Annotated in this window: 23 protein-coding genes and 2 pseudogenes; 9 read left to right on the top strand and 16 right to left on the bottom strand. The window is 66.2% G+C overall.

All coding sequences use genetic code 11. The annotated features are described in order from the left end of the window. Positions 1-482: 482 nt before the first annotated feature. From DN051_RS00440 to DN051_RS00395, 10 genes are all read right to left on the bottom strand, one after another. Positions 483-806: a hypothetical protein gene (locus DN051_RS00440; RefSeq protein ID WP_112437549.1), complete on the bottom strand. Its 324-nt coding sequence runs from the start codon at positions 804-806 to the stop codon at positions 483-485. A gap of 107 nt (positions 807-913) precedes the next feature. Continuing rightward, a complete protein-coding gene (locus DN051_RS00435; RefSeq protein ID WP_112441899.1) occupies positions 914-1,945 on the bottom strand; it encodes a hypothetical protein in 1,032 nt (343 codons plus the stop codon). A gap of 464 nt (positions 1,946-2,409) precedes the next feature. Then, on the bottom strand, positions 2,410-2,871 hold the full coding sequence (locus DN051_RS00425) for a hypothetical protein (RefSeq protein ID WP_246040801.1): 462 nt from the start codon (positions 2,869-2,871) through the stop codon (positions 2,410-2,412). 84 nt (positions 2,872-2,955) lie between these two features. Further along, complete coding sequence (locus tag DN051_RS00420; RefSeq protein ID WP_112437548.1) at positions 2,956-3,417, bottom strand: hypothetical protein; 462 nt, start codon at positions 3,415-3,417, stop codon at positions 2,956-2,958. Beyond that, a complete protein-coding gene (locus tag DN051_RS45700) occupies positions 3,404-3,646 on the bottom strand; it encodes a hypothetical protein (RefSeq protein ID WP_199315031.1) in 243 nt (80 codons plus the stop codon). The genes DN051_RS00420 and DN051_RS45700 overlap by 14 nt, the downstream gene beginning before the upstream one ends. A 255-nt stretch (positions 3,647-3,901) precedes the next feature. Next, the gene (locus DN051_RS00410; protein ID WP_112437547.1) at positions 3,902-4,447 is read right to left on the bottom strand and encodes a hypothetical protein; all 546 of its coding nucleotides are present in this window, start codon (positions 4,445-4,447) and stop codon (positions 3,902-3,904) included. Further along, a complete protein-coding gene (locus DN051_RS44690) occupies positions 4,444-4,998 on the bottom strand; it encodes an integrase (protein ID WP_162624729.1) in 555 nt (184 codons plus the stop codon). Before DN051_RS44690 ends, DN051_RS00410 begins: the two co-directional genes overlap by 4 nt. 13 nt (positions 4,999-5,011) lie before the next feature. Then, the gene (locus DN051_RS00405) at positions 5,012-5,515 is read right to left on the bottom strand and encodes a hypothetical protein (RefSeq protein ID WP_112437546.1); all 504 of its coding nucleotides are present in this window, start codon (positions 5,513-5,515) and stop codon (positions 5,012-5,014) included. Beyond that, positions 5,512-5,760: a DNA ligase-like domain-containing protein gene (locus DN051_RS00400; protein ID WP_112437545.1), complete on the bottom strand. Its 249-nt coding sequence runs from the start codon at positions 5,758-5,760 to the stop codon at positions 5,512-5,514. The genes DN051_RS00405 and DN051_RS00400 overlap by 4 nt, the downstream gene beginning before the upstream one ends. Then, positions 5,757-5,939 carry a DNA ligase-like domain-containing protein gene (locus DN051_RS00395; protein WP_162624728.1) on the bottom strand — a complete coding sequence of 61 codons (183 nt, stop codon included), beginning with the start codon at positions 5,937-5,939 and terminating at the stop codon, positions 5,757-5,759. The genes DN051_RS00400 and DN051_RS00395 overlap by 4 nt, the downstream gene beginning before the upstream one ends. Before the next feature lie 801 nt (positions 5,940-6,740). Here DN051_RS00395 and DN051_RS00385 point away from each other — a divergent pair. From DN051_RS00385 to DN051_RS47675, 3 genes are all read left to right on the top strand, one after another. Further along, positions 6,741-10,496: a laminin G domain-containing protein gene (locus tag DN051_RS00385; protein WP_246040802.1), complete on the top strand. Its 3,756-nt coding sequence runs from the start codon at positions 6,741-6,743 to the stop codon at positions 10,494-10,496. Positions 10,497-10,691: 195 nt separating this feature from the next. Beyond that, a complete protein-coding gene (locus DN051_RS00380) occupies positions 10,692-17,585 on the top strand; it encodes a polymorphic toxin-type HINT domain-containing protein (protein WP_112441894.1) in 6,894 nt (2,297 codons plus the stop codon). Continuing rightward, entirely contained in the window at positions 17,582-17,977 is a 396-nt protein-coding gene (locus tag DN051_RS47675) for a DUF5958 family protein (RefSeq protein WP_220451579.1), read from the top strand. The genes DN051_RS00380 and DN051_RS47675 overlap by 4 nt, the downstream gene beginning before the upstream one ends. 137 nt (positions 17,978-18,114) lie before the next feature. Here the strand turns inward: DN051_RS47675 and DN051_RS46215 are convergent. Next, positions 18,115-18,629, bottom strand: a pseudogene (locus DN051_RS46215) (tyrosine-type recombinase/integrase); the annotation flags it as partial. 491 nt (positions 18,630-19,120) lie between these two features. On the opposite strand from DN051_RS46215, the gene DN051_RS00370 reads away from it, so the two are divergent. Together DN051_RS00370 and DN051_RS00365 are read left to right on the top strand one after the other, a co-directional pair. Beyond that, positions 19,121-20,377 (top strand): helix-turn-helix domain-containing protein, encoded by a 1,257-nt coding sequence (locus DN051_RS00370; protein ID WP_112437542.1) that lies wholly within the window; start codon positions 19,121-19,123, stop codon positions 20,375-20,377. A gap of 260 nt (positions 20,378-20,637) precedes the next feature. After that, positions 20,638-21,120: a hypothetical protein gene (locus DN051_RS00365; RefSeq protein ID WP_246040803.1), complete on the top strand. Its 483-nt coding sequence runs from the start codon at positions 20,638-20,640 to the stop codon at positions 21,118-21,120. Here the strand turns inward: DN051_RS00365 and DN051_RS00360 are convergent. Continuing rightward, positions 21,112-21,942, bottom strand: a pseudogene (locus tag DN051_RS00360) (IS5 family transposase). The gene DN051_RS00365 and the pseudogene DN051_RS00360 overlap by 9 nt on opposite strands. On the opposite strand from DN051_RS00360, the gene DN051_RS00355 reads away from it, so the two are divergent. The 4 genes from DN051_RS00355 to DN051_RS00335 all read left to right on the top strand — a co-directional run bounded on the left by DN051_RS00355 (position 21,941) and on the right by DN051_RS00335 (position 24,096). Next, the gene (locus tag DN051_RS00355) at positions 21,941-22,273 is read left to right on the top strand and encodes a hypothetical protein (protein WP_112437541.1); all 333 of its coding nucleotides are present in this window, start codon (positions 21,941-21,943) and stop codon (positions 22,271-22,273) included. The pseudogene DN051_RS00360 and the gene DN051_RS00355 overlap by 2 nt on opposite strands. After that, positions 22,266-22,541, top strand: coding sequence for a DUF7848 domain-containing protein (locus DN051_RS00350; RefSeq protein WP_112437540.1), 276 nt, complete (start codon positions 22,266-22,268; stop codon positions 22,539-22,541). Before DN051_RS00355 ends, DN051_RS00350 begins: the two co-directional genes overlap by 8 nt. Before the next feature lie 661 nt (positions 22,542-23,202). Beyond that, positions 23,203-23,496 carry a hypothetical protein gene (locus tag DN051_RS00345; protein ID WP_162624727.1) on the top strand — a complete coding sequence of 98 codons (294 nt, stop codon included), beginning with the start codon at positions 23,203-23,205 and terminating at the stop codon, positions 23,494-23,496. A gap of 195 nt (positions 23,497-23,691) precedes the next feature. Then, positions 23,692-24,096 carry a transposase gene (locus tag DN051_RS00335; RefSeq protein ID WP_162624726.1) on the top strand — a complete coding sequence of 135 codons (405 nt, stop codon included), beginning with the start codon at positions 23,692-23,694 and terminating at the stop codon, positions 24,094-24,096. On the opposite strand, the gene DN051_RS00330 is transcribed toward DN051_RS00335, so the two are convergent. From DN051_RS00330 to DN051_RS00315, 4 genes are all read right to left on the bottom strand, one after another. Then, positions 24,062-24,562, bottom strand: coding sequence for a hypothetical protein (locus tag DN051_RS00330; RefSeq protein WP_112437537.1), 501 nt, complete (start codon positions 24,560-24,562; stop codon positions 24,062-24,064). The two genes, DN051_RS00335 and DN051_RS00330, sit on opposite strands and share 35 nt — an antisense overlap. Before the next feature lie 125 nt (positions 24,563-24,687). Next, positions 24,688-25,011, bottom strand: coding sequence for a hypothetical protein (locus DN051_RS00325; protein ID WP_112437536.1), 324 nt, complete (start codon positions 25,009-25,011; stop codon positions 24,688-24,690). Continuing rightward, entirely contained in the window at positions 25,008-25,361 is a 354-nt protein-coding gene (locus tag DN051_RS00320) for a DUF6247 family protein (RefSeq protein ID WP_112437535.1), read from the bottom strand. The genes DN051_RS00325 and DN051_RS00320 overlap by 4 nt, the downstream gene beginning before the upstream one ends. Positions 25,362-25,395: 34 nt before the next feature. Continuing rightward, positions 25,396-25,593, bottom strand: a complete 198-nt coding sequence (locus tag DN051_RS00315; RefSeq protein ID WP_112437534.1) for a type II toxin-antitoxin system Phd/YefM family antitoxin — start codon at positions 25,591-25,593, stop codon at positions 25,396-25,398. Positions 25,594-26,760 lie beyond the last annotated feature (1,167 nt).

The following is a 26,760-nucleotide window of genomic DNA, read 5'->3' as shown; positions in this document are numbered from 1 at the left end:
CGACGGGCAACATCGCTATGGGCCCCTCATAGCGGGTCACCGTGGGCTTCAGCGGATACTCCCGTGAGGGGCGGATTCGTTCCAGAGTCTCCCGTTCCCGTACGGTCAGGGCCCTGCCGCGCGCGACGGCACATATCTGCCGTTCCAGTCTCACGTCTGCCGGAGACTGGCCCGGACCGGACCCGCGCACCACATGCGGTCCTTCGCAGTGCGGCCACGGTTCGTCAACGGGCCACAACAGCGGTCCACCGATGGAACTGTCCTGATGCGACGGCGCCCCAGGTCGGGGGTGCAACCGGGTAGCGGTGCGTGCCAGGGGTACCAGTTGGGGGAAGAGCCCGGCGACGTCGAAGGGCCGTGGTGGCGTGGTCGGAGTACTGGTCATAGCCGCGATCTTGCCAACTGCCTCTGACAATGCCGCTTGCAGCCGCACCGATGCGTGTACAGATCTGGACACTCGGACGAAACTTGCTGTCACTGGCCTACTCCGGCGTTGCTGAACCCAAGAACTTGACAGGGAACACCACGGCGTGCCGCGTCGTGCCCGCCAGGACCTCGACCACGGCGTCGACGTCGACCGCGTTGTACGCGTCTCCGCCGCTGGTGCGCGCCCTGCGGGCCGGTCCCGCCCCGGTGAGGACCTGGGCGACGTGCGCGGCCAGGGGCGCCGTCAGGGTCTGCGAGAGGGCCGTACGCCCGTCCGGGAGTCGCACGGCCAGGTGCCGGGGCCGGACCGCGGTGCCGTTGTAGCCGACGACGGCCGCGTCGACGGTTTCCGCGTGGCGGACCTTCTGCCTTAACTGCACCAGGGCATCTCGTTCAATCTGGCGGTGAGCTTGGGCTGTTTTCCGCGCAGCCGGCGTGCGCGGCCACCGACACTAGGGATCGAGCACTGCTGGCTGGTTTTTCACCGTCAGGGGCGCGGGGCCCATGGGTCGTCGTAATACTCAGGGTCGGGCTGGTCGGGGTGGAGCATCTTTCGTACGCAGCGGTGCAGTCCCGTTTCGCCGGATCCGCTGGCAGCAGCCATCCAGGGCAGGGCCTCCATGGCGTGGGCGCGCTCGTCGGTGGCGAGGGCATCGACGGCGGCGCGCAAGTCGTCGGGGACGGGTTCGTCGGTGAGGCAGAGCCAGGCGACCGTGGCGGCCAGCCGGGATTCCGGCGCCTGTGACGGGTCCCGCCACTGTTCGTGCAGCCATGCGGTGATCGGCGAGTAAGGGTGGGTTCGGGTGGCTTCGGCGGTGGCGAGGACCAAGGCGGCACAGACGATCGGGTCCTGCTCGGCGTCGAACCGGGCGCGGAAGGAGGTACGGACCGCTCGGTCGGGATCTGCGGCAGCGGCCAGTGTGTAGGCGGCGTGGATGCGTATCGACGGGTCGGGGTCGCCGAGAAGGGGCTGCAAGAGAGCAATGTCGGCGGTGATCGCTGCTCGGGCGGCGGCGACCGACCAGCCCGCAGGGTAACCGGTCACCTCAACGCCGTAGGCGTCGTACGGATCGCCGTCCTGGAGGTCGGCGCGATGGAGTAGCAGTTCGTCGCGGGAGGCCACGCAGAAGTAGCGGGCGCGCGCCGGGGCGGAGGCCTCTGCGAGCGCGCCGGCACGATAAGGGTGGCGGGTATCGGCGGCGATGCGGATCAGGAACGGCACAGCGAGAACGGTCGCGGCCCGCATGTCATTGGCACACATTCCATCCACAACGCCTGCTCCGGTGCGAACAGGCGAGTCGTTCGTGTGCAGCAGGTGAACGGCTTCCCTGACACGATCCCCCTGCGGGAAATGCTCCCACGGGACTTGGTCGAGGAGGAATCCGTCCTTGGCTTCGGGCCGGATGGTGGCCACCACTGTCCGAACGTCGAACCGTCCGCCCACGAACGAGGACAGTTCTGCCCCGTCCACCAACGCCCGGCACATCGCAAACGTCGGATCGGTCCGCCATTCGCCCACGTCACACCCCACCGCCAAGTCCAACCGGAGCCGATCATGCCACCTTCAGGTCCGCCTGTTCGAAGCCGTCAGCAGCCGCGGCCAGCAGTCGTCAGCCTCTCCGCCCCCTGCGCGGGAGGGTGCTTGAGTGCCTGATCCCCCTACTGGCTAGCGCGACGTGCTACCGGGGGAATGGCCAGGTCAACGGTTCGGGGCATGCTGGCCAGCCGCCTCGCTTCGACATGCTTCTGCCGCAGCAGCGTCAAGGTCAGATCGATGCCCTCGATCTTGCCGAGCCAGCCTTTCAGCCTCGGCACGGGCCCGGCGTGCGATCAGATCAGTCTCGACCTCCTCCAGACGGAAGGCCATCTGCGGATTGACCCGCAGGACCGGGCAGCGGATGCAGGCTTATCTGAACTATCGCTCGGGCCCCGCCGAATGAGCTGTCGAGCTCATCCCTGCCGGTAGGCGCGGGCCTCACGACTTCAGCACATCTTCCCGATCTTCAATGCTCTCGCCCGCTCTCCACGGTTCTCCGGGCGGATGCGCTCGGCCAGGCACTGCCGGTGGGAGATGATGGTGTGGCTTCCTGGACCGTCGCTGCTGCGCGAGTCCAGGACGAGGGCGTCTCCACCTGGGCCCAACGTGATCGGTTCACCACAGAAGTCGCAGCTCCAGACCAGCGACTCCAGGTCAGCAGGTCGGATGGTGAGCCGCACTGATACCGGCGGATGCCAGCGGTGGATTTGCTGGATCACTGCATCGATCTGTGAACCGATGGGTGGAAAGAGCGCGAGTAGTTCGTCGTGGCTGCTCGTGGTCTGGGAGAACTGCTGGATCATGTCGATAGAGGCCGACAGACCAGCGTTCTCGTAACCAACGATCTCAACGAGCACACCCCATGGGTGATGGCTGAGGACCCTGGCCTGCACCTTCTGGCCAGGCATGAGCGCCAGACTCTCCGTCTCGAATCTTTCCAAGAACCGCTTCCCCAACCCTTAGCCCAGCAGGCCGCGACTGGTGGCGCTCGCTCACGCGCGCGTGTCGTCGACGTCGGAGCCGATCGTCGCGCTCAGGGCTTGCAAAGCGTCATCGTATTGGTGACGGTCGAACTGGAACGGACCGAATGCCACATAGTCGCGGGCCTTGCGGTGCGGTTGCTCAAAGCCGTCCCAGATCACGAAGTCGGCCGTCGCGGTGATGCGGGCCATGAGGGGCCAGCATCCCCACTCGCCGCATTCGCAACCGAGAACGGGTGTCTTCGGCCCCATCGCCTTGGTGGACAGTCCGAGGAAGTGATCCTGCATCGGGCCGAACCGGAAGAACTCCGGGATCAGACCGCCGTAGGCGTCGCCTGCGGGCTGCATCCCGGCGGCGATCTCGAACCCGTCGACGAGCTCGGTGAGTGGTGTTCCGTCGATGCGGGGGACGATCACGAGCGGGCCGCCGTCGCCACGGTGCTGGCAGTCGAACCGGATGTCATTGCTGGTCATCCAGTGATTGTGCCAGCGAAGCTGTTCCCTCCGCCTGAGTGGGTTGAGCTGCGGCTATGCGCGGCATGCCGAGGTCGATCGCCGTGCCGCCGGAAGCTCGTCGGCCCATCTGAGCAAGTTTGTCTTCGGCTTCAGCCAGGCTGACCCGGAACCCCTCGACCTCCCCGAGCCAGCCCTCGCGCTCGGCCTCGGCGATGCGGGCGACGAGGTTGTCGCGGATCTCCTCCAACCGGCCACGCTGGGCCGGGTCCGGCCGGAGGAGCGAGCAACGAACGCAAGCTTATCCGAACTAGTCCAGACGGCCTGGCGAGGTCGGATCGCAGTCGAGTCACTGAAAGTAGTGGGCAGAAACATTGGTACTCGGCAGCATCCGAGCGTGTCGCGCCGTGGCACGGCCGCAGTCATCGAGGTCGCGCCGCCTTGCACCTGCGCCCACTTCACGAGTGTCCAGGTATGAGGGCGGGAACCCCACGGCCGTCATTGCTTAAGGGAGCTCAGGCAATGGTCCGGGGGTCTTCGGGTAGCAGCCCTCTTCAAGCCGGAAGAGGTACTTCCGGAGGTCCACGCCGAGCCCTTCGGTGATGTAGGCGGCAAAGTCCCTCAGCCCCTCTGCGGCTTCCCTCTCGTCAGACCTGTCGCTGGACGACCATGTGGGCAGGAGGGGCTCCAGGTACTCGGTGACCCGCCGACGGTCGCGCCACCAGTCCCGAACGGCCTCGGGTGTCCATCGGCTGTCGCCGTCGCAGGCATAGCCGCGGTACGGATCTTCCTGGGCTGCTGTCACCAGGTTCAGGACCTCGGCCGTGGTCGCCGGCTGGCGATACACGTACTCGCCGAAGTACTCGCCGCCGCAGAGCACATGACGCGGTGCGTGCAGCCGGCCCGTCCAACAGTTATCGGCGATTCCGGTATAGAAGGGGCCAGGAACGTTCAACCAGAGCCGGTCCTCCCAACGCCCGCCGAACGACGCCTCGGGCTCGCCTTCTGGAAGCGCCGCTATCGGTTCCCAGCACAACTCTTCGTAGCTCATCCGCGAAGCTTAGGATCCGATGGGAAGGATCTCTCAACGTCTGCGACGCTGCTTCGTCCGGTGTCGCGTCGGATGTCGGGCATGCCGAGGTGGACCGTGGACGGCTGAGTTGCACGCTCGCGCATGGCCTCCAGCTTCTGCGCGGCGGCGGCCATGGTGGTCTCGATGGCGGCGACCTCACCGAGCCAGCCCTGGTCGCGGGCCTCCTGGAGGCGGTCGACGAGGTTGGCGTGGATCCCCTGCAGACGTGGCATCTGGGCCGGGTCCACGAGAAGTAGGGGGCATCTGACACAGGCGTTTTCATGCTGGCACGAGGTCGCGTAGTCGCGGCTGCTGGTTCCCAGGGCTACCTTGCGGAGTTCGAAATGGGCCAGGAACTCGTCCCACTCGGTGGCGGTGAGCTCGCGGTACTCCTCGCTGGGTCGCTCGGTTCTGCGACGAGCGATGAAGGCCCGATGATGGGAGATCACGTCCTCCGGGTAGATCGCTAACGGTGGAGTCGGGTATTGGAACTGTCCGAATACCCTGCCGATGCGGGAACCTGTGGGCATGGGTTGAGGGATCTCAGCGGCGTGCGAAGGCCGTGACAGCTTGGCGGAGCTGTTCGAGGAAGTGGATCAGGGTTGGTGCGGACACCTTGAAGTCGTCGAACCAGGATGCCGTGGTGGACCGGTGCACTCTTCCGTGGCTATCGAGGGCGAACAGGATGCCTCCGCCATCGCTGCCGAACACGACGCCAGTGGCGTGCGCGGTGACGCGGACGGGGCCGTACTGGTCGATGTCGTTGAGCACCTGAGCAGGTGTGTGCACGAAGTATCCGTGATCGATATCAGGTAGCGACAGCTCGGCGATCGTGGCGTAGAGGCTGATCAGCTCTTGGGGCATGTCCACGACCTCCTTGAGCTGTGCTGCCGCAGCTCGGCTCTCCTCATCGGCCAGGAACACTTCGTTGTCGCCTGGCGGATAGCCGAAGGTGTCCTCGAAGCTGCGAAGCGTCGTCCCGAGCGTGGCGGTGATCTCCTGCTGCCAGGTGGTGAGCCAGTCGGCGGAGAGGTTCGAGGCGGTCATTGAGAGTGCTGCTCTCTGTTGTCGGCGGGCGGGGCGATCTGCTGGCTGGCGCGTTGACTAACGTAGGACCATCCGCGGGTGTCTCCCAGGTCGGGGTGGCTGAGGATGTCGAACACCGCGTAGTGCGCCGGGTGGTGCTCCGCGAGGGCACGGGCCCGCGCCGGCGTCGAGGCCGCCCTGGACTGCGCGGCGCCGAAGTCGATGCGCCCGGAGACGTACACGATCCCCTCGCCGTCGAGGATCACGCCCGGGGGAGTTGCATCCCTGCGAGCGCCAGGTCGAGCCACTGGGGCGTGACGTCCCGCCCGGACCGGGTCTGCAACCGGACCGTCTGCGCCGTACGCCACATGACCAGCCGATGGCCGTCCATCTTCGGCTCGTAGTGAAGGTCCGCACCGACGGGCAGCGTCCACCATAGTGCCAACACCCTCCTCACACCCCAGGACACGACATTTAGCCAGAAGGATCCTTGAAGGCGTGAAAATTGAGAGCGGTGGTCGTCCGTCGACGTCGACCGAGCCTTGGGCCGGTAGCCCGCGTGAAAGTCTGATGCCGGAGTCGGCCCGAGGGGCCATGCGCTGTTGCCACGAGCACGCCGTTCAGACTCCCGCTCTCCCCTCCCGCTCCCGGGCGGCAGCTGCCTGTCGGTCGCACTACGACGCACTCCCCGAGGTCTGCTTCCGGCCCCTCGCCCGGGCCCTGACCTCCAGTGGTCGCGGGTACGACGAGGACTTGGATGAGTCCGTCTTTGACCACCCCAGATGGCCGGTTGTGGACGACTGGCTCAAGTACGGCGACGACGGTCCCGTCCAGCTACGGACCGAGGCTTTCGCGCCATCCGCCGACTCGAGCCGGACCACCGGTAACGACACGTGAGGTTCGGAGTGCGAAGGGCACCCTCAACCACCAGGATCAGCCTTTAAGTTGAAACGCCTCCTGCATCGCTTCCCAAAGCGGGACAGCCTGCACGATATGCTCTCCACGCGCCACGGTAGAGACGGTCGGCCTTCCCTCAGCACCCGATGTCGGGATCGATGACGCGTCAGTGGAATGGTGTTCCTCAAGTCTGTCTTGTGAAGTTTGATGCTATTTCAGTGGCGGGTCCGGTAATGACTGCTGGAGCATCGGATTTTGCTTGACAGTTACCCGTTCATGCTTTGTCATTTGCTCACCTGTGGCGATCTTGTGGGCAAGGGGTGGGGCAGTGGGGGATGGGGGGCTGCGGTTGCGGGAAATCCGCGGGCGGCGGGCGGGACTTGTGTGGCTGACGGCGCTTGCGGTTCTGGTGGCGACACCCGCCGTTGTTCCGGTGCTGGGCGCTGCGCCGGCAGTGGCAGCTGGAAGCGGAAGCGGTCCACTTTCCGCGTCGGAGCGGGCGCAGCAGCAGGCTCAGGTGTCGGGTGAGCCGGTCGAGGTTGTGGGCGAGCGCACCGAACGGGAGACGGTCTTCGCCAACCCCGATGGTGAAACGTTCACGCTGAACAAGTCGATCGTTCCGGTGCGTGTGGAGAAGCCCGGCGGCGGGTGGACTGAGCCGGATGCGACGTTGGTGAGGCGCGCAGACGGATCGGTTGGTCCGAAGGCTGCTGCGGTGGATTTGTCGTTCTCGCCTGGCGGTGACGGCGAGGACTTGGTGACCATCGGTGAGGATGGCCAGTCGGTCACCTTGGGGTGGCCGGGCGATCTGCCGGAGCCGCGTATCGAGGGGCAGCGGGCCGTCTACGAGAATGTGCGCCCGGATGTGAACCTGATTCTCACCGCAACTGTGGAGGGCTTCCGGCAGGTCCTGGAAGTCAAGACCCTTGCGGCAGCCAAGGACCCTGAGCTCAGCTCGCTGGAGTACAGCTTGGACGTCGACGGGTTGCGTGTGCGGGAGGGCGCAGTCGGCAGCCTGGAGGTGCTGGACGGCAACGGCCAGGTCGTCTTCCGCTCCCCTTCCGCCCGTATGTGGAACTCCGCCGGCGATGCTGCAACCGCTGCCGCAGGCGACGGCCCGGGGACACAGACCCTTGCCGTGCTGCCTCTGGCGCAAGGCGGGCAGGAGGAGACGCCGAGCGAGACAGGGGGGCACCCGGCGGGGCCGGCGGAGGAAGGCGATCCGCTCGCCGGGCCAGGTGCGGGTGATGAGGCTGCCGTGATGGACGTTGACCTGAGTGAAGGCGCTGTCACTGTCACCCCGGACAGCGACCTGATCGAGGCTACGACGAGCGCGGAACTCCCACTGTATATCGATCCGTCGGTTGAGCTGAACGAGTCAGAGCGCACCGTGCTGTCCTCCGATGGCGACAGCTTCTACAACTTCTCAGGTGGCGCGAATGGCATGAGCGTGGGCCGCTGCAGCTCCGCGGTGATCGGCGGCTACATCTACTACTGCACCACCGGCGCTGCCTACACCAACCGGATGTACTTCGAGTTCACACCGGGCAGTCTGAAGGGCAAGCACGTCCTGGGCGCACGGTTTGAGGTCACGGAGACGTGGTCGTTCTCGTGTGACGCGCGCTGGGTCGATCTTGAGCGTACGGACGGCATCTCCTCGTCCTCCCGGTGGCCCGGGCCAGGAGGGCCGAAGTCCGACAACTCCTGGGACCAGATGGGGGACCGTAACGTGTCCGCCGGCCGGGGAGGCGCGTGCGAACCGGCGCAGCCTCGCGCCCCGATCACGTTCCAGGACAACCCCGAAGAAGCGGATGAGAACCTGACACCGACCGTCAAGGCGTTCGCGGACGGGAAATTCGCCACGCTCACCTTGATGCTGAAGGCGAAGGACGAGTCAGACCCGATCGCCTGGAAACGGTTCGACGACGACGCGGTCATCGTGGTCACGTACGTGGGCGAGCCCTCAGTCCCCACCGATTACGGGCTGGACAGCGGCACGACTGAGATCTGCTCCAAGAGCGCATCCGCGCCGACGATATGGACGGACCCCACGCCAAGTCTCGCAGCCACCCCGCAGACGGCCTCGGGCGGGCAGAGCGGTGCGTCGCTGCGGGTGTACTTCGACCTGGACGTGCAGAACTCTGCCGACGGCACCTGGTCAGATGCCAAGGAGCCCAGTTCAGGCTCAGAGGCGCCGACTTCCGGCTATGTCGGTGACGGGGTGGCTCAGAGCAAGCTGTGGGACGCGGAGCTGGCAGACAGCAGGCAGTACCGGTACCGGGCAGTTACCCGCTCCTACTACAACGGGGGACAGGACAAACTGACCAGCGGCTGGACTCCGTTCTGCTACTTCACAGTGGACAGTTCGGTGCCCAATCCGCCGACGATCACCTTTACCTCCGTGTACAGCGCCTGCATCCCGGGCTCTTGCACTTTCGCAGGTAAGCCCAATGAACCGGGAACCGTGAGGTTCGGGCCGGCTTCCGGTGACGTGAATGCCGCCTACCGGTACAAGCTGTCCACGGACAGTACGTGGCGGCCCTGGAGGACCGGGGCGACAGTCACAGAGACGATTACACCGATAGATTCCGGCACGATCACTCTGACCGTCCAGGCCAAAGACGCAGTCGGACATGAGGGTGCGTGGAATGCCGTTCGCTTCCTGGTCGGTGAGAGTGACGGCCCGGTCGGCTGGTGGACGTTCAATGAGGCGGGGGGCGCTGCGGTGGACGTGTCCGCTTCCGAGTCGGCCTACCGCGATGATGCGACGATCAGCGGTGGCTCTCGAGTGGACACCGGCCGCCGCGGCGTTGTCACGGAGAACAATGTGACCGGTCAGGACAAGGCTCTGAACCTTGGCGGTCAGGCCTATGCCGCGACGGCCAGGAAGGTGCTGGAGACACAGGCGTCGTACTCGGTGGCAGCGTGGGTGCGACTGGGCGCTACCGGCACCACTCAGACGGTCCTGGGCCAGGATGGCACCTACTACAGCCCCTTCTTCCTCGGCTACTGCGCCGGCAGTAACCGGTGGTGCCTGCGTCTGGCCGACTCCGACGCCGCCACCACCGCGCTGGATAACCAGCGGGTCGACTCGCTGGAGACCCCGCAGACGAAGGTGTGGACCCATCTGGCCGCAGTCATCGACACCGGTGCCAAAACGCTCACGCTGTATGTCAACGGTGCCAAGCAGGGCAGTGACACCCTCACCACCAACGCCTGGTCGGCCGACGGTGCACTGCAGATGGGCCGGGTGAAGTACAAAGGCTCCTACGTTGACCATTTCTCCGGTGACGTAGACGAGATCAAGGTATGGCAAGAGGTCAAGAACGAACTGCAGGTCGCGAACGAGGCCAGCCTGAAGGACGCCAGCGGAAAGGCGTTCATGGAACTGGTAGCCGAGTACAAACCTGAGGGCGCCACCGGCACGTCCCTGCCCGACCTGAGCGGATATGGCAACACACTCAGCCTGTCCTCCGGCGCTTCCCTGGACGGCGACGCGCTGATCCTCGACGGCACGACGGGAGCGGCAACCGCCTCCCGCCCCGTCGTGGCCGACACCGGCTCGTTCACCGTAGCTACGAAGGCCGAGGTCTCCGCCCGAAGCCTTCTCGACAAGCCCGACGGCTACAAAGCTCAGGTACTGGGCCAGCGCACCGCGAGCGGCTCTTCGTGGAGCCTTTGGACGGAGAAGACGGGGACGAAGGATGAGCCAGCGCTCGACGACGAGGGCAACCCGGTCTACGACGACGAAGGCAATCCGGTGATGCGGACTGAACCGCTGGCCCGCTGGTACTTCGGGCGCCTGACAGCCGATGGCAGTGGCACATCGGTGGTCAGTGAGGAAGATGCCGTCCTGGACTCCGATGTCAGCCTTGTCGGTGCCTACGACGCGCTCACCCGCACGATCACCCTCTATGTCGGCAGTGGCCCTCAGGGCGAACCTGTGGCCTACACAGCTGTTGTCGGCAGCGGGGAGTTCGCCGCAGGCAAGGGCTGGACGAACGGTGCCTGGAGTCATCACCTGCCCGGCCGGCTCACCGACATCCGCCTGTGGGCGGGCGCGGTGAAGGACGCAAGCCAGGTGGAAAGCACCGTCGGCTACTGATCCGCCCGCCGTGTGCTGTCCGTGCTTCAGCAGCCGAGCGGACGGCAGACGGCCTGCAGTTTGCCTGCTCACCCCATGGCGCCCGGTCACGCACCGGCTGCCCTTTCCTACGGAGCGCTTGCTGTGTCTTCTCGCCTGATCCGCCCTCGCCTTCGTGGCCGGCGTACGGCGCTGACCGTGTTGCTCGCCGCGATCATGTCGGTTCCCGTGCCGCTCACGCCGCTTGCCGCGGCCGCTGAGATGCCGGGCCGCCCGGATGTGCCCGAGGTCAAGCCGACCCGCGTGGTGGAGGTGACCTCTCCCAGAGCCAAAGCGGCCCGGGACAGGGCGGCCCAGCATCGCAAAGGCAACCAGCGGCTGATCGATTCAGCCCGTGCTGAGCGCCGCACCGCGTGGCCGAAGCCGTCGGCGACCGAGCACAGACTGACGAGAACTGCGAAAAGTGACGCCGTCGTCACGGTGAACAGCGTTGGAGGCGCTGCATCTTCGCGCCAGGCACGTGCGCGCGCCGCAGGCGAGGTGAAGGTCACTGTCCTGGACCAGAAAGCAGCACGACGAGCCGGCGTGACCGGCGTGCTCTTCACCCTCCAGGCCGAGCAGACCGGGGCCGCCGAAGTCACAGTCGACTACAGCACCTTCGCCTCTGCGGTCGGGGGCAACTGGTCCTCCAGACTAGGCCTGGCCACCCTGCCCGCCTGCGCACTGACCACCCCGCACAAGAAGCAGTGCCGCACCCTGGCAGCGGAGACGGCTGCCACCAACAACATCAACGCTGAAACCGTCACCGCCCGCACCTCCATCGCGGGGAGCGCAGACAAGACACCGACGGTCATGGCACTCACGGCCGCCTCGACCGCTGCAGGCGCCGGTGATTTCAAGGCAACACCGTTGTCCGCGTCCGCCACATGGCAGGCGGGCAGCTCCTCCGGGGCGTTCACCTGGTCGTACCCCATCACCACGCCCCCTGCCGCAGCGGGCCCCGCCCCGTCACTGGCCCTGTCGTACGACTCGGGCAGCATCGACGGGCGCACCGCCAACACCAACAACCAGGGCTCGATGGTAGGCGAGGGCTTCGAGATCACCTCTTCCTACATCGAACGCAAGTACACGTCCTGCGACGACGACGGCCAGACCGACAAGTTCGACCTGTGCTGGAAGTACGACAACGCCTCCCTCGTGCTGAACGGCAACGCCACCGAACTCGTCCAGGACGACACCAGCGGTGCGTGGCACCTCAAGGACGACAACGCCTCCAAGGTGGTCAGGCTCACCGGGGGTGACAGCAACGACGAAAACGGCGAGTACTGGCAGCTCACCACCTCGGACGGCACCACCTACACATTCGGCCTCAACAAGCTCTCCGGCGCCGGCAGCGAGCGGACGAACTCCGTGTGGACCGTGCCGGTCTTCGGCGACGACAGTGGCGAGCCGGGCTACTCCAAAGGCACCGAATTCAAAGACCGCTCCGAGGTCCAGGCATGGCGCTGGAATCTTGACCAGGTCACCGACGTGCACGGCAACGCCTCCACCTACTCGTACGCAGCGGAGGACAACCACTACGCCAAGAACGGCGACACCACCGCACTGGCCCCCTACACCCGCGGCGGCCGCCTGGAGGAAATCCGCTACGGCCAGCGCTCCGACACCCTGTTCACCGCACCGGCCTCCGACAAGATCACCTTCACCTACAAGGAGCGATGCACCGCCACCAACTGCTCCTCACTGACCGCCGACACCGCGGACAACTGGCCTGACGTCCCGTTCGACACCATCTGCTCAGCCAGCGCCACGGACTGCCAGTCCACCGGCCCTACCTTCTTCACACGCAAGCGACTGACCGGCATCGACACCTACTTCTGGTCACGTGCCGCCGAACCCGACGCCTTCAAGCCGGTCGACAGCTACACCCTGGAGCAGGAGTTCTTCGACGGGCAGGACATCGGCAACAGCTCCGACCAGGTCCTCACCCTCACCTCGCTGACCCGCACCGGCAAGGACGGCACCGCCCTGTCCGTACCGGCCATCGAGTTCCTGTACCAGCAGCGCCCCAACCGGGTGGCCGGCGGTACCCAGCCCGGCGGCGGCAACATCGTTCCCCTGACCCGTCCGCGCATCGTGTCGGTCACCTCGGAAACTGGCGCGATCACCTCGGTGACTCTCTCCGAACCGGAGTGCGTCCGCAGCAGCAACATGCCAGCGGCCGAAGACAACAACAGCCTCTCCTGCTACCCGGTCTACTGGGCCATCAACGGCGGCGAAACCCAGCTGGACTGGTTCCACAAGTACCGCGTCACCTCCATCACCACCAACGACCCTGCCGCGGGCAACCCCGGCACCCAGCTGTCCTACGACTACGACACCCCGGGCTGGCACTACAACGACGACCCCTTCACCAAAGAGAAGGAACGCACCTGGTCGATCTGGCGCGGCTACCAGAAAGTCACCACCTACGCCGGCGATGCCGGAACCACCCGGTCCAAGAACGTCAAGCTGTTCATGCAGGGCATGAACGCCGACAAGCGCAAGGACGGCACCACCCGGAGCGCCGTCATCAAGGGCATCGACCTCGACAACGTCGCCGACAATGACCCCGCGACCACCTACGACGACCTCGACGTCGCCGACTGGACGGACCACGACTGGCTGGCGGGACAACTGCGCCAGGAGATCACCTACAACGGTGCCGCCACCGCCATCTCCACCGCCGTCCACAACCCCTGGGCCCACCAGACAGCCAGCCAGAAGAAGTCGTACGCCCACATCAAGTCCTACTTCGTCAACAAGGCCCGCACCTACAGCCACACCTACCTGACCACGGCCCAAAAATGGCGGACCACCGCCACCTCCTACACCTACGACACGACCTACGGCACGACCAACACGGTCGAGGACCACGGTGCCTGGTCCACGAGCGGTGACGAAACCTGCACCCGCACCTGGTACGCCCGCGACCCCGACAAGGGCCCGACCAACCTGGTCTCACGCACCCGCACCGTCGCAAAACCCTGCGCGAACACCGACAACACGCTCAGCCTCCCCGCCAACTCGGACACCCGCGGTGACGTGCTGTCCGACACCGCCGTCGTCTACGACAACCCCGCCGCGACCGGATGGTCCCCTGACCAGATCCCCACGTTGGGCCTGCCAACCTGGACCGGCCGAGCCAAGGCCTATCCGGCCGCCTCCGGCACCGCCGACCGCAATCCCCTGCCCACCACCGGCTGGCAGACCGTCACCACCACCACCTACGACACCGCCACCGCCAAGCTCGGCCGACCGCTGACCACCACAGATGCCAAGGGCCGCACCACCACCACTTACTACCCAGCCGCCGACGGCCCGCTGGCCACACAGGTCGTCACCACCCCGAAGCTCGCCTCCAACGGACAGGCCCACCAGACCAGCACCAACTACAACCCGGCCCGGGGCACCGTCAACTACACCCTCGACGCCAACCTCAAGCGCACCGACCACACCTACGACGCCCTCGGCCGCATCACCGCAACCTGGCTGCCCGGCCGCTCAAAGACCGCTGATACCCCCCACGCCAAGTTCGCCTACGGCCTCACACGCAACGAGGCTCCCTGGACGTCGGTAGCAACCCTCAAACCGGATGGCACCAGCTACGACACCACCTACAGCCTCTACGACGCCCAGCTGCGTCCCATCCAGGTCCAGGCACCGTCCCCGCTCGGCGGGCGCATCCTGACCGACACCCGCTACGACAGCCGCGGACTCGCGTACGAGACCTACGCCGACATCTACGACACCACCAGCGGCCCCAGCGGGGCCTACGCGCAAGCCGCCTACGGCGGCGGCGCACAGACCCAGATCCAGCACGACGGCGCCGGACGACCCACCACTACGGAATTCCTCGTCGACGGCGCAAAGAAGTGGGAAACGACCACCACCCACACCGGCGACTCGACCGCCACCAGCGCCCCCACCGGCGGCAACGCAACCCGCACCATCACCGACCCCCTCGGCCGCACCACAGAAACCCGCACCTACGCCGGCACCCAGCCCAACGACACCGCCTACGGCGCCGCGTCCGGCACGTCCTACACCAATGTCCGCTACACCCACACACGCGACGGCAAACCGGACACCATCACCGGCCCGGACAGCACCACCTGGTCCTACACCTACGACCTGTTCGGCCGCACAGTGAAGACCGTGGACCCCGACAAGGGCACCACGACGACCAGCTACACCGACCTCGATCAGATCGACAGCACCACGGACGACGAGGACCGCACACTCCTCTACTCCTACGACGAACACGGCCGCAAGACCGGTCTGTGGCACACCAGCCGCACCGACACCAACCAGCTCGCCGCGTGGACATACGACACCGTCCTCAAGGGGCAGCCCACTGCCTCCATCCGCTATGAGAACGGCAACACCACCACCGGCAAGGCCTACACCAAGCAAGTCACCTCCTACGACAACCGCTACCGGCCTACCGCCACCACACTCACACTCCCCGCCGACGACCCGCTGGTGACCTCAAAAGCGGTAGAACCCACCACCACCTTCCAGACCGACTACCGGCTGGACGGCTCAGTCGCCACCACCCGCGAACCCGCCGCCGCAGGCCTTGCCTCCGAGCTGCTGACCCACCGCTACAACAGCGCCGGACTCCAAACCGAACTGTCCGGCACCACCGGCTACCTGCTCGCTGCCGACTACACCGAACTCGGACAGGTCGGACAGCTCCAACTCGGCACGTCCACCGCCGAAGGAACCAAACGAGTCTTCCTCACCAACACCTACGAACGTGGCACCGGACGCCTGCTGGCCGCCGCGACCGACGACCAGACCCGCGGCCCCGTCCAAGACCTCACCTACGCCTACGACCCCGCCGGCAACGTCACGGCCATCACCGATGCCGCCAACATCGGCACCGGCACCGACAACCAGTGCTTCACCTACGACGCATACCGCCGCCTGAGCCAAACCTGGACCCCCAAGACCGCAGACTGCGCGACTTCTGGCCGCACCACCGCAAACCTAGGCGGCCCCGCCCCGTACTGGACCAGCTACACCTACACCGCTTCAGGCCAGCGAAAGACCGAACAACAGCACTTCGGTACCTCCGCCACCACGACCCACTGCTATGACACCGCCCGCCCACACGCCCTGACCGCCACCACGACCACGGGCAACTGCACCGGCATCACCCCGCAGTACACCTACGACGACACGGGCAACACCGAAACACGCGTCCAGGAGAACGGCTCCACCACCACCCAGACCCTCAACTGGAACAAGGAAGGCAAACTCGCCCGCCTCACCGACAGCACCTCAGCCACCTCCACCAACTACCTATACGACGCCGACGGCGAACTCCTCATCCGCCGAGACAACGCCACCGACGGTGAAACGGTCCTCTACCTCGGCGCCACAGAGGTGCACCTCAAGACCGGCAAGAAGTGGGCGAACCGGTACTACACCGCAGCCGGCGCCACCATCGCCCTCCGCACCAACGAAACCGGCAGCGAGAAACTGACCTTCCTCGCCGGTGACCACCACGGCACCAGCACCGTTGCCATCACCGGCGACGCCAGCCAAGCCCTCAGCAAGCGCTACAGCACACCCTTCGGCAAGAACCGCGGCCAGACGACCGGCGTCTGGCCGGACGACAAGGCCTTCCTCGGCATGACAGCCGACCACCAAACAGGCCTCACCCACATTGGCGCGCGGGAATACGACCCCAGCACTGGCCAATTCATCAGCGTCGACCCACTCCTCCAGCTCAACCTGCACCAGACGCTGAACGGATACAGCTACGGAGCGCAAAACCCGGCAACATACCCCGACCCCAGCGGAATGGGTCTCGCCTGCGGAGAGGGCAACGGCTTCGACACGCCCTGCCCCGATAACGACACCAACGGTGACGGCGTCACAAACCCCGGATATCCAAACACCAACGTCAAAGATACGAACATCACCTGGCAGGACGAAGGCCTTCAGAATGAGGACGCGAACGGGGACGGTTACATCACCCTGCTCCCGGGTGTCCACATTCCCGCGGAGTGGCATGGAACGGCCCAGTTCACTCAGCTTTTCTACGGCAAGCTGAGCGAAAGTCACTACGGGATCTGGATCTACGCCGACCATCCTGAAGAGCCGTCTCTGCAGGTATCAGTGAGCGCAGCACTGACCAGCGCATGCCATGCCACTGGATGCCCTGACGAGAAGAAATTCTTCTTCAACTTCTTCGCCCAGAACGTGGTTGCGGGAATCTTTGAAGGGGGTGTAAAGGGTCGGCCCGGCCTCGGAAAGCTGCCAAAGAGTCGCAAGGGAAACTGCACACAATGCTTCCTTGCGGGCACAGAAGTCCTCATGGCCGACGGCACAACGAAGGACATCGAAAACGTCCGAATCGGTGACAAGGTCCTGGCTGCGGACCCGGAAACGGGTGAGGTTGCCCCACGTAAGGTCTCTCGGCTCATTCGCACCGACGAGGACAAGAAATTCAACGAACTGTCCATCACAACCGAGCAAGGGATCGAGGAGCTTACCGCAACCTACGAGCACCCCTTCTGGTCACCCTCCGAGAGACGGTGGGTTGAGGCTCAGCAACTCAAGCCTGGCATGACGCTCCTCACGGACGATGCCCGAACGGTAGTCGTCACAGCCAACAGGCCCTTCACTCAGCATGCCGTAACATACAACCTCACGATCGACGGATTGCACACGTATTATGTGCTGGCTGGACAGACTCCGGTCTTGGTTCATAATTCCAACGGCTGGTGTGGCCCTGGCCTTCGGACGGCATCGGAAGCGGGGATCAGCCCGAATGATGCAAAGCGAATCCAGAATGCCGCCAATAAGTCCGGGCAGCCAATCATCGTGGTTGGGAGTCGCGCGAACGGAACACCCAACGCGGCGTCCGACTGGGATTACATCCTGTCCGGTCCGTCCAGAACTCGTCACGGTGTCAAGAATTCACTTCCGCGGGGAACAGGCGATGGTGAAGGGAGCGGGCGTGGTAGAGACTTCTGGCAGAGCTACAATCCGAACCGCCCGGACTATGCAGAGGTGGACAGAAGCAGGCCGTACGTTGTCTTCGAGCCCAGGTGAGCACTTTGCGAGCATCAGAGCGGATCATCAACGAGTTTGCCCAGGGGCTCCGAAGCCTGGAAGACGCTGTGGCTTGGTTCTCTTCGCTGGAGCAGGTTGATCAGAAAGCGGTGCTGCATGAGGTTGTTCGCTACGTCATACAAGCCCATGCAACGGTGAATGACGCGCGTGAAGGACTCCTGCGATCAGGCGTTAAGCCGACCATGACCCCGGCAGTGTTGATTGTTCGAGAGCCAATTCTCGAACAAATGGGGAAGATCATAAATCTTCCCCCCGGTGAGTACGTGAAGTCCTGGCGCGTCCTCTTGGCGACATTCGCTGTGGCTGACACGCGACGAAGAGAAGCGGAGTGCCGAGGAACTTGTAGCCACGCCTGGCACAACCTGTCGTAGGTGCCAGCGCTGCTGGTGCCCCCGATGGGGAAATGTTCGAGGATTTCCGAGTTCTCTCGGACACGAATTGGGAGCCCCCGCCGAATCGGTAATCGGTGGAGGCTCCCACGTGTTTGACGGCAACGCTGACGGCAACGTCAGCGGACGTCGGCTGCGGCGGGTGGGTCGTCAGGGCCGTCATCCTCGACGTTGAGCACGTCATTGAGGGTGTCGATGGCTTGGCGTTGGAGGCGGAGGCGTACGTGTAGACGGTGGCGGTGACGCCGATGTGGGCGTGGCCGAGGAGTTCCTTGATCACGATGAGTTCGACGCCCTGTTCCGGGAGCAGGGTGGCGCTGGAGTGCCGGAGGTCGTGGAAGCGGATGCGGCGGAGGCCGGCCTTGCGGAGGAGCGCGATGAAAGTGCGGGTGAGGTTGGTTGGGTCGATCGGTCGGCCCTGCACCGTGGTGAAGACGTGCCCGTCGTGCCGCGACGTGGTGCCTACGGCTTCCTGTTCGCGCTGCTGCTCGTGGTGGAGCTTCAGCGACTGGACGCAGCGGGTGGGGAGAGCGATGCGGCGCTCGGACGCCCGCGTCTTGGTGGGCAGCGTGGTGAGCCCGCCTGCGGCGGTTCGCTGCAAGGTTCGGCGGATTGCGGCGGTGCCCGCGTCAAGGCGGCCCGCTGTCGCGGGCCGCGCGCGCTCCGGCCCTGCGGGGCCGCCGCCGCTCTCCGCCCCGCAGGCGACGGCCCCGCCGGTCCGGGCGCGCAACAGCCAGCACCGCAAACCACCTGGGGCGCTGCCCCAGACCCCGGCCCTCCCTCCGAGGGGCAGGGGGCCGAGTGCCGGGTGCGGCTTCGTCGTGGTGAGTGGTCGCGGGGCGCGGGTGGGGTCCCTCGTCGCCCGGTCACCGGAGGCGTACCAGGAACCCCCGGGGTCCGCCAAGGCCGAGCGCAAGCGTCACGGGGTGAGCCTTGGCGGCCCCCGGAGAACCCTGGTCCGGCGAAGCTGCCCGACCGACGAGGGACCCAACCCGCTCAGGCGGCGGTTCTGCCGGAGGTCCGGCCCCGCCCGGGGTGGGCGATCGCTCCGTGGCGGGTATCTGCCGGATAGCCACCGGTTGACGCGCCCGTCCGGCGTACCGTGGCGCTGGAGGTGGTGAGCGGATGGCTACGGAACTCACGGAGCTGGCGGACAACGTCCGCAAGTACCGGCGGCGGGCCGGGATGAGCCAGGAGGAACTGGCCCACGCCGCAGGCGTGTCCCCGGGAACAGTGCGCAAGGTCGAGCAGGGCGGAACGGTCCGCATGGAGACGCTGCACACCCTCGCCCGCGCACTGGAGGTGACCACGGCAACGCTGCTGGCTCCGGACGCTCCGCAACCGGTGCGCCGAACCGAGGACAGGAACCGCGTCAACCTCATCGAGCTGCGGGCCGCCCTGACTCCGCCGGTCGGGCTGGCCGATGCGGGCGGCGAGGCCGGCGAGGAAGAGCCGAACGTACGTCGCTTCCGCCGGGCGGTGCATGACGGCGCAGTGCTGTACCACTCCGACAGCTACAAGAGCGTCGCCTCCCAACTCCCCGGACTCCTACGGGACGCCAACAGCGCGGTCGCCTACTACGACAACGGCGAGGAACACCGCCAGGCGCTTCTGGCCCGAGCCGAAGCCCGGCAACTGGCAGGGCGGTACCTGACCCAGGTCCGGCAGTACGACCTCGGCTACACCGCCCTGGCCGGGGCGATCACCGACGCCCGCCGAGCCGCAGACACCCTCACCGCAGCATCCGGCGTGATCGGCATGTGCTGGCTGCTCCTGCGCCAGGGCCGACTGGACGAGGCAGAAACCCTCGCCGCCCAGACCGCCGACACGATCGAGCCGAGGCTGTCCAGAGCCACCCCCGACGAATGCGCGGCATGGGGCTGGCTGGCACTACGGGCTGCGGCGGCCGCAGGCCGAAACAACCGCCCCCAGGAGGCCCGCCACTACCACCGCATGGCTACCACAGCGGCATCAGCGGTAGGACGCGAGCACACCGGCTCGTTCTTCCGACACTGGACGACCTTCGGCCCGCTGACCGTCGGCATGAAGGGCGTGGAGGACGCCATGGTCGTGGGCGACGCGCGTACCGTCGTCCGCAAGGCCGGCGAGGACGCACTGTCGCCCAAGGCGTGGAAGAGCACCGGGCGGCCGAGTGACGACAACTGGAACCGCCACTGCATGGACGTAGCACGCGCCCACACCCGCACCGGCGACCTGACCGCAGCCATGGACGAGCTGATCGGGGTCCGCCGAGCATCCCCCCAGTGGCTCCAACATCAGCACGTGGCCGCCGAGACCATGCAGGAGATCCTGAAGAAGCGCAAGCGCACCCTCACCGCCGAGATGCGCGACATGGCCTCCTACCTGGGCGTCGTCGGATAGCTACCACGCAGCGCAGCAATTCGCGCACTCCGTGTAGCAAACTGCCCTGGCCCATACATCGAGTGACGGCCAGTCAGCTCCTACGGTCACCGTGTCCCTATCAGCGACCCAGCCGGGGGTGCACGGTGACCAAACCCAGGAGCGACGCGGACCGCATGCGGCGCCGGGAACTGTACGACGCGGCAGCAGGCTTGGCCGGTCCCCACTTAGAAGTCGTTTCTTTTGGTGGTTCTCGGGCCGAGCTGTGCAGGGATACTGCTGTGGTGCTGTTGACGTGGATCGCTGAGGTGGCGGCCGAGCCCCTGGTGCTGGAGCCGGCTGATCGGCGAGTGGAGTGGGAGACCAACACCTGGTCGCTGGGTGCGGCGGACGAGGACAGGAGTTCGTTGTCCGTCACCGAGGTGGTGGATGCCTTCGAGTGGACTGCTGCTGCCGTCCGGGAGCGCATTCGCGATCTGGGGTTTCCCGGGGTGGCGACGTTCTACGTGTGGCACGACGAACAGGCAGGGCAGCTCCGGTGCTCGACCGGTTCTGTGCCCCCGGATGCGTTGCCGTTCACCGGTGCCTATGTGGCATCAGAGGACCTCCGTCCGGTCGTCGAGGGATTTCTGGCCGACGACGAGCCGGGCTTCATCCCCTGGTCGGATCTGGACGACGCGCAGGGCCTCTCGGAGCAGGCCGAGACCGAACTGGAGATCGCGCCCTTGGATGTCTGGGTCAGCAGCGTCGGAGCCTCACACTGACTGGTCCTGCCCGTTCACACGGACGAGTCGGCGGTGGCAGATGAGGGCGGCAGCGATGCCGACGAAGGCGAGGAAGTGTTCTGCCTTGCGTTCGTAGCGGCGGTGCAGGCGGCGGCAGCCAGCGAGCCAGGAGACCGTCCTTTCAACAACCCATCGGTGACGGCCGAGTCGCTGTGAGGACTCGATGCCCTTACGGGCGATGCGATGGCGGATCCCGCGCTTGCGGAGCCATCGGCGCAGGTGGTCGTAGTCGTAGCCCTTGTCGGCGTGCAGCTTCGCCGGACGACGACGTCGGGGTCCGCGGGGAGAACGAATGGGTGGGATGCCGCGCACAAGCGGCTGCAGGCCGAGGCTGTCGTGCATGTTGGCACCGGAGATGCCCACCGACAGAGGCAGTCCGTTCCGGTCGGTGATCAGGTGAATCTTCGATCCACTCTTGCCGCGGTCGGTCGGATTCGGTCCCGTCAGTGGCCCCCTTTTGCCGCCCGGACGCTGACCGAGTCGATCGCGCATCGCGACCAGTCCAGCTCACCACAAGCCCCGAGTTCGTCGAGAATGACCCGGTGGAGGGGCCCAGACACGGGCTCGGCTCCACCGGGCGAACCGCCGGTAGACCGTTTGCCAGCTCGGTCCGAAAACCGGCGGGAGCTGTCGCCAGGTGCAGCCTGAGGTCGCCACGAAGATGATCGCGGCCAGGGCCTCGCGGTCACCCGCCCGACGCCGGCCCCCGCCTTGCGGACGTATCACCTCCGTCGGCGGCACCACCCGCCGGAACAGCACCCACAACTCGTCCGGCACCAGCCGCTCAACCAGATCCGTCATGCACGGTTCAACGACCGATCACGCCATAAGAAACGACGTCTTACTGCCGTGGACCACCCCGGACGGGCGCCCCTGCTACCTCAGCACCGACGGCAGGGGCTACCTGTCCACACTCGCCGACAGCATCGAAGCCATCCAACTCGGCATGGGCGAAGAACTGCTGGAACACGCCCGCGAAGTCGTGGCCCCCGGCGCACGAGCGCAGTCGGCCACCGAGTACCGCTGGCTCGCCTCCCGACTCGTCGAGGCCCTCACCGACGCGCTCTGGGTGGCCGAATCACGCGGACAGCGCATCCCGGACCCGCAGGAAGAGACGGCCGAGCATGCCTGACCCGGCAACCACCGGCACGCCGGGCCGCAAGCGCTACCGCTTCCGCGAGTACCACGTGACCGCCGCCGTGGACCCTATGGCCCTGCCCACCTTCGAGGCCGTCTGCGTCACCGGCGAAGACCACGACTGCGGCACCACCTCCGGCGAACTCCACGCCGAGGACGACCTGACCCGCTGGATCGCCGAGCACTGCGCCGAGACCGGCCACGACTTCTACCACCGCACCACCCGCGCTACCCTCCGGGCTGAACCCGGCGCCTGGCAGTAGCGGCCCCTCCGCCGCCCGTACGTCCTGACGGCAGTAGCGACGGCAACAACCACGGATCTCCCCGCTCACCCACGGACAACAGCGGAACGCAAAACCAGCGCTGACCAGCGAAGAAGCAGGTAGAGGGGTGCCGCGGAGCACAGGTACTATGTACTCGCCGGCAGCACGCCGATCTTGGTTCACAATTCCAATGGTTGCGGGGGGATTGCACTCGGACTTAGCGACGTCGATGGCGACTCTATGGACCTTCATGAATTTTCGGATTCGGTTGGCGCTAAGTCGTACCATGATTGGCCCTCTGCTGGTGATAAATGGGTCAGCGAGTTCAAGGGCTATGTCAATGACGGGAAGACGCCGATCCACTTCAACCTGAATGGCATTGACGACCCGGCGGCAGTCGCCCGCACCGGCAGGGGTCTGGATCCGATCTTCGATGGGCATGCGACTGGGTGGGAGCTAAGCTACATCCAGGACCCGAGCGCGTGGTCTCGCGTGACCTTCTACAGAAACGGAAGTCCCGTTGCCAACCCATTCGCTCCCTGACGAGGAGTCACCACAGCCGACTGCGAGCCTTCCCATCTCCTTCGATCGGAAGTTCCGGCCATGGCGATACAGTGTCAGCCATTCTGAGCTCAAGCTGCGAAGCGTCGATCCAGCTTCCGTGCATGAGTTCATTGAAGTGACGTTCTACGGCGTCATTGGAATGAAGCTGAAAACGGTGTACCAGCCGCTCACTATCGCCATTGCGGAGCCAGTGCAGGTCGAAGAGATGTTGAAATTCTCCGGCGTGCGAGAATCCCATGCCTCGCGCGTTCGTTGCTTGGCGCTGAAGTCGGACAGTGGCGACGGCCTTGTGGCGTGCCTCAGCTATAGCATCTGGTCACATCCCAGGGGCTCGGATAACGACGCTCTGGGAGTGCCGCACCGGGATTCTGTGCTGATTCTTAGAACGTAGCGGAGAGCCCCGCCGGAAGGTATCCGGCGGGGCTCTTTGGTCTCTTGACGGCAACGGTTGACGGCAACGTCAGCGGAGAGGTGCTGCACAGAGTGGTGGATCGCCGCCATCATCCGTCTGCGCGAAGCCTTCTGACGGGTCGCTCAGGGCTGCGCTGAGGGCATCGATCGCTTGACGCTGGAGGCGGAGGCGAACGTGGGAGTACACCGTGGCGGTGACACCGATGTGGGCATCCTCGCGGTCATGGTCACCCCCGCCTCGACGGGGGACCGGGACGCCGCCCAGGATCTTCTGGCTCAGGCCACGAGGCGGCATCACCGGCTCATGCGCGGGTGGGCGGACAGCGGATACACCGGCATGCTGGTGGGCTGGTGCGCAACCGTCCTGAACCTGATGCTCACAGTCATCCGCCGCAGCGACGACCAGAAAGGCTTCGTCGTGCTGCCCAAAAGGTGGATCGTTGAGCGGACCTTCGCCTGGCTGACCCGCTCCCGGCGCCTGACTTGCGACTACGAACGGCTGGCCGCGTCGTCGGAAGCGATGATCCTGTGGTCGATGACCACGGTCATGACCCGCCGCCTCGCCCATCACCCAAGGTGAATCGGCCCGGCACCGGCTCGTGCGCCCATCCCCGCGCAACGAGCCGCTTGAGCTTGCACCGCACACCCTCAACTTTCGCCGGAACCACCTCCAGCCCCGACAAGACTGTGATCTCCCGGCAGTTCAGTGGCTCACCACCGGTGGTCCGGCGCTCGGCCAGCAGGCCCATGACCTGTTGATACTCCGGCGCCAGCACCTCGGCCGACAGCCCCTCCCGCCAGACCGGAACCAGCGACCCGGGCTTCACCACCGCCGGCGTCCTGGCCCTGTTCCCCTCCGGCGTCATCCCCGCCGCAGCCTGCTGATCTGCCGTTTCACGAGCGTCCCACACCTCGCCGACCCGCCTGCGGGCAACCAGCCACCCGTCCCACTGCGACTGCGCCGCCTCCAACTCGGCCAGCAACTCCTCCACCCGCTTCCGGGCCGCACGCTCCCGCTCCTCCAGAAGCCCCAGCACCGACACCATCACACACCTCCAGCACGCCACCTCCACGGACGCACCGGACCTACCTCACCCACCCCGGCACTACGCCTGACCAGCACAAACCCAGCCCCACACTCGGTTTCGAGAAGCCCTCTGAGGCGTCAGGTTCAGGCCCAGAAGGCGTCGGTGACGGTGATCTGGGGTTCGGCGTGGCGGCGGATGAAGGTGAAGATGAGCCAGCCGCGGCCGCCGGCAAGGTCGGCGATGTGTGGTCCGCCGGGGTTGGTCGAGGCCAGGGGGCGGATGGTGATCCAGTGCGGGAGGGAGGCGTCGGCGTCGATACCTCGGTGGTAGGGGTCGGTGGCCGTGATCAGTTCGGCACGTGCTGCCAGGACCAGTTGCTTGGCGTCCGCGGGCATGTGCTCGAACTCGTTGCGAGCTTCGACTGTCCAGTCCATCTGCCAGGGTGGTTGTGGGAACTCGTCGTTCACCGGCCGGGCTCCGCCGTGGCGGCCTGGCGCCTGAGCCTGCTGTACTGGGCCAGGAGCGCGGCGGATTCCTCGGGGTCGTCGCACCTTGCCGCCCGGGTCTCGAGGTCGGCCAGGTGCGCTTCGAGGCGGGGGTCGCGGGCGATGGCGTACTGGGTCCACCACAGGTGCATGAAGGCGGGCACCGGGGTGAGGTTGAAGGCGTCTGCGATCGCGCGGCGCCAGTGGGCCTCGAAGTCCGGCAGCAGGTGTGGGGCGTGCTCCTGGATGGCCAGCCTCAGGGCTTGGGGCGTGCGTTCGGGCATCGGCGGTACCCGGCGGGGGCCGTCGGAGTGGAGGGGCTGCGCTGTCATGGCGGAATGGCTCCTGGTCTGCGGGTCCGGCGTCTCAGGCCGCGTTCCGGTCGGCGTCGGAAGCCTGCGGGTGCTGCGCGATGTACTGCTCGAACCATTCGGCGGGTACGAGGTACGCGAGAGTCTTGCCCCGGCGGGTGATCGCGGCGGGCTCGCCGGCGATCCGGGTGCGATCGAGGATCTCGCCCATCTGCTTGCGGAGATCGATGGTCGAGTATGTCTTCGGCTCCATGGCCCCAGCCTACCTCAACTATGATAGTTGTGATAGCTGGCTTCGAGGTGAGGCGCGTTCGGTACGGCCGTGGACAGCCCGCGTGTCGACCTGTGGCAAGCCGGGGTGTCGGTTGGGTGCTTTGAGTGGCTACTGGCGGTGCACGCCTTGTGGCAGCGCAGCGGCGTCCGACGTTTTGCTGACGCACCGCTCGACCGCGCTTCGGCAGTGGAACTGGGCCTTGCCGAAGGCCGGGGGACGGCCTCCGGCAAGGCCTCGCTGCCTGCGGTGACCCGCTGGTCGTCGCGCTGTGTCTACGGTGGTCGTCGTGTGAACGACGGCGATATTCCCCAACAGCGGTGTCGGAGACTTCCCCATGGGGATCGCGGCGCTGCGTCTGCGCGACCAGGGGGACGTCAATCTTCCCCGGCCCGCCCGACTACTGCCGGATCCTGCGGGGCGTGGCGGACTGTCAGGGATGAGCGCAGCTCACCGCGGTAGCGGCGCCGCAGGCGTCCTTGGCCGGCTGCCAGGGCCCGGGACACTGACCGGGCGGGCGGGCCGCCCTCAGCTTCCCCACGCACTCGAACGCATGCCAGGGGAAAGTGGCGGAGCACCTGGGGAATTGCGCGGTCGCTGACACGTCGAACTCGGCTCCGATTGCGCAGCGGCACGCGTTGGGCGAATCGGTGTCGGGGATTGAGGAACTGCGCAGGTCTCGTTTGCGCACGGTGGGCGTTGTCGGAGTCTGTTGCGCGGCCATACGTCAACACAGGACTGCGCATTGGCTGCCGAGTCGGCTGTGTCGGCTGGGGTGGACACAGTGGCCGGCTTGTTCGGAGGATCGGCGGTATCCGTTGTGCGTGCCGGTGGCACCCTGCCGAGGGTGACGGTACCGGCTGCGGTCGCGGTGAGGAGGGCCAGGCGCGACGGGCGTAGCCTGCGCCTCGTCGTGCTTAGCTCGGCATCTGCGGCCTCGGAGCGGAAGTACGGGTTGCCGGGCGTGCTTGCCAAGCGACACGGTCACACTCCTGGGGCAGAACTTGCGCTTCTGACCTGCCGCCTGGCAGTACCAGTGTGGTCCGACCTGACCATCGACCGTGGGCCCCCGACCAAGGTATCGATGGGGACACAAAACGGCGGGTGGGCCTGTGGTCGGGCCGACCAGCGGTGTCCGTGGCACGGGGT

Origin of the sequence: Streptomyces cadmiisoli, assembly GCF_003261055.1 — a bacterium.
In the GTDB taxonomy this organism is placed as follows: domain Bacteria; phylum Actinomycetota; class Actinomycetes; order Streptomycetales; family Streptomycetaceae; genus Streptomyces; species Streptomyces cadmiisoli.
This window is presented reverse-complemented; position numbering and strand designations above follow the sequence as displayed.

Excerpts from the sequence above, each read along its gene's own strand:
- DN051_RS00355 (WP_112437541.1), top strand. The coding sequence starts at position 21,941 with ATGCACGGTTCAACGACCGATCACGCCATAAGAAACGACGTCTTACTG.
- DN051_RS00350 (WP_112437540.1), top strand. The coding sequence starts at position 22,266 with ATGCCTGACCCGGCAACCACCGGCACGCCGGGCCGCAAGCGCTACCGC.
- DN051_RS00315 (WP_112437534.1), bottom strand. The coding sequence starts at position 25,593 with ATGGAGCCGAAGACATACTCGACCATCGATCTCCGCAAGCAGATGGGC.
- DN051_RS44690 (WP_162624729.1), bottom strand. The coding sequence starts at position 4,998 with ATGCCCACAGGTTCCCGCATCGGCAGGGTATTCGGACAGTTCCAATAC.
- DN051_RS00425 (WP_246040801.1), bottom strand. The coding sequence starts at position 2,871 with ATGCCTGGCCAGAAGGTGCAGGCCAGGGTCCTCAGCCATCACCCATGG.
- DN051_RS00380 (WP_112441894.1), top strand. The coding sequence starts at position 10,692 with ATGTCGGTTCCCGTGCCGCTCACGCCGCTTGCCGCGGCCGCTGAGATG.
- DN051_RS00405 (WP_112437546.1), bottom strand. The coding sequence starts at position 5,515 with ATGACCGCCTCGAACCTCTCCGCCGACTGGCTCACCACCTGGCAGCAG.
- DN051_RS00420 (WP_112437548.1), bottom strand. The coding sequence starts at position 3,417 with ATGACCAGCAATGACATCCGGTTCGACTGCCAGCACCGTGGCGACGGC.
- DN051_RS00410 (WP_112437547.1), bottom strand. The coding sequence starts at position 4,447 with ATGAGCTACGAAGAGTTGTGCTGGGAACCGATAGCGGCGCTTCCAGAA.
- DN051_RS00330 (WP_112437537.1), bottom strand. The coding sequence starts at position 24,562 with ATGGTGTCGGTGCTGGGGCTTCTGGAGGAGCGGGAGCGTGCGGCCCGG.
- DN051_RS00370 (WP_112437542.1), top strand. The coding sequence starts at position 19,121 with ATGGCTACGGAACTCACGGAGCTGGCGGACAACGTCCGCAAGTACCGG.
- DN051_RS00320 (WP_112437535.1), bottom strand. The coding sequence starts at position 25,361 with ATGACAGCGCAGCCCCTCCACTCCGACGGCCCCCGCCGGGTACCGCCG.